Source organism: Vibrio sp. M260121 (assembly GCF_036533715.1).
Lineage (GTDB): Bacteria > Pseudomonadota > Gammaproteobacteria > Enterobacterales > Vibrionaceae > Vibrio.
The window spans coordinates 1-2,578 of the sequence record NZ_JATABF010000093.1 but is presented as its reverse complement, the minus strand read 5'-3'; the positions used below and the strand labels follow the sequence as shown (position 1 = coordinate 2,578).

Genomic DNA, 2,578 nt, shown 5'->3' with positions numbered 1-2,578 from the left:
GTTCCAGCAACAACACATAACAAACTGTTCAAGAGGGATTCGCAACGCGTGGCATTTTCATCATGCGTTGGTTTTAGTGTTTAAGGCGGTATGCGGCGACTTCGGTATTGCGTTGCTCACCCCTTAACAGGGCGTTAGTTTGCAAGAGGAAAAACGCAGCTATATCGCAAGATTTAGTGGTAAAAGCTCAAAGTTGAAATTGTCGTATCGGCGTTCAATTTCAGTGTTAACTAGCGTGGTGAAAATTTAAAATTGGCATCGTTTCAACGGTTGATTTGTTTTTTGGTGCGGCAATTTTTTGGTTACCTGATTCGAACTTTTTTGCTGAAACTCTGCTCGTTGAGTTTGTTGGTACAAAAGCCGATCTACTCGCTGAAATAGCGTTTTCTCTGGTGTGGTAAGTTCATGTGGTTTCAGTGGCTTTGTTGAAAGTCCGCATTGTGAGATTGGTTTTCCAAAAGCGCTTTTTGGTGTTGTGAGTTCGTTTTCTGCGGCGTTGTTTGTTCCACGTGGTTTCATTGACTAGCCGCTTTTAGACTACGCCCAACTTAAGTGCATCAAAACACATAAAGTTTATTGTTTGCAAAGTTTAAAGTGACTTAAAATTAACGCTTTGGGTTTGCGGCGGCTTCGGTATTGCGTTGCTCCCCCCTTAGCAGGGCGTTAAGTGCACGAGAGGTTTTATGGCACAAAAAGAATGTATTTTCTGTGGTAACCAAGGCGGGATCTCAAAAGAGCATCTTGGCCAAATTGGTTGAACAAACTATCTGAAAAAGATACGAATGCTAAATACCAAGAGGGAGCAGCTTACGGGTTAGGCAATAACGAAGACAACCAATTTAAAATGAATGTTCGCTCTGGCGACGTAATGACTAAAAAATATCGAGTTGTTTGTCGTACCTGTAATGGCGGGTGGATGAGTTCTATTGAAGAAAGTATTAAACCGATCTTACTGGGAGCTTTTGGTGATTGTGATAAATTTTTTACAAACAAAGAGTTAAAAGAGCTAACAACTTGGTTAATTATGAAAAACATGGTTGCAGAGCAAACCGACAATGAATCTGTTGTAACGAGCAAAGAAGAGTGCCATTTGTTCGAGCGTAATCGAGTTTTTCCTAAACACTATAAAGTGTATGCCGCAAGGCATGGCTTAGATACTACCGCATTGTATAGTCGAGAGACTGCTTTTCTAAAAACACACCCAAATGCACCAAATGAACTCGATGGGCTGCGTAGGAATACACAAGTCACTACATTAGTTGTTGGCAAAGTCGTGTTTTTTATCATTTGCTGCAAAGAACCATCCCTCAATATTGGCCAGGACTTTAAATTAAATCGCTTAACTAGATTTTATCCTGAGCGGCCAAAGAAGACAGGTAAGAAACTTAAGCATTTAAAGATGTTATCTGACCAACAATTTGTGTCGGTGGCTAGAGCGTTGTCTTTGTATATAGGGTCAGGCAAAGTTGAAATCGTGTGAAAGTGCACTTAGTATCAAGTTTGAAGTGCGACACTTTCTACAGATGCGCATGAATATACTCCGTTGGTGTCCTATACCCAAGTCTTTTGCGTGGGCGCGTATTTAATTTGTGTGCAATTTCATTGCAGAGCTTCTGTGTTACGTGAGACATAGAAGTTCGTTTTGGTAAGTATTGTCGTATCAAGCCATTGGTGTTTTCATTAGTACCTCGCTCCCATGAGTGGTATGGATTTGCAAAGTAAAACAGACAGTTATGATGTTTTTCTAGTTACGCATAACCATGAAATTCAGTGCCGTTATCCGCAGTTATCGTCTTAAAAGGTAAGTCAGAGCGGGTCATGATTTTGCTCATTCTTACGTTGAGCGACTCGCTTGTTCTATCGTCCATTTGCCCAATAAAAGTGTAGCCAGTCATTCTGTCGACTAAAGTCACGATACAGTGCTTGGTTCCGCGTCCAACGACGGTATCAATTTCCCAATGACCAGGCTCTTTTCGATGCTCAGCTTTTGCAGGTCTTTCGGTAATATGACGCTTTGCTGCCAGCCGACCTCGGCTGTCTTTTGAGTTATACCTTTTACGCCTTTTCTTAGTGGATTGGCGTAGATGTTTCCATAGGGTTCCACCGAGAGTTTTGTCGTTCCAAATATGCTGATAAATGAGCTCGTGGCTCATTGTTGGATAGCCTCTTACCCTCAGGTATCCGACGATTTGGTCAGGACTCCAATCCAGTCGTAGCAAGGCTTCAGGTAACCTGAAGTCGATTTCGCTGTAGCGCTTATTTCTGCGCGATCGGCTCAGCCGGTTGCGAGCCATCTGTTGGGCTCTCCATGCCTGATAGGAGTACCTTTTAAAGTGTCTGTTGTATCGGGAGTTGCGTTCAATTTCTCGATAGATAGTGGCTTTGTGACGCCCCAGTTGTTTAGCTATTTTAGCGGTACTAATTCCTTGCTTTCTGAGCGCAGAAATCATATACCTTTCGTTCTCAGTGAGGTGCGTGTATTTCATGTTTTTTACTTCTTGGCGGGAGCAAACTTCATGATTATCGCATCTCACTGTTTTTATGTTCAGAGGTGTCGCACTTCGTACTTGAATCCAAG

2 protein-coding genes and 1 pseudogene are annotated in these 2,578 nt (G+C 42.4%); 1 reads left to right on the top strand and 2 read right to left on the bottom strand.

From position 1 onward, the window contains the following. Positions 1–246: 246 nt before the first annotated feature. Complete coding sequence (locus tag QTO06_RS25135; protein WP_331410316.1) at positions 247–519, bottom strand: hypothetical protein; 273 nt, start codon at positions 517–519, stop codon at positions 247–249. 235 nt (positions 520–754) lie between these two features. Here QTO06_RS25135 and QTO06_RS25130 point away from each other — a divergent pair, with 235 nt between their 5' ends. After that, the gene (locus QTO06_RS25130; RefSeq protein WP_331410315.1) at positions 755–1,480 is read left to right on the top strand and encodes a hypothetical protein; all 726 of its coding nucleotides are present in this window, start codon (positions 755–757) and stop codon (positions 1,478–1,480) included. Between the two features lie 37 nt (positions 1,481–1,517). Here the strand turns inward: QTO06_RS25130 and QTO06_RS25125 are convergent. Beyond that, positions 1,518–2,486: pseudogene (locus QTO06_RS25125) on the bottom strand (IS30-like element ISVa6 family transposase). Positions 2,487–2,578 lie beyond the last annotated feature (92 nt).

Coding starts and splice junctions, on each gene's coding strand:
- QTO06_RS25135 (WP_331410316.1), bottom strand. CDS start 519: ATGAAACCACGTGGAACAAACAACGCCGCAGAAAACGAACTCACAACA.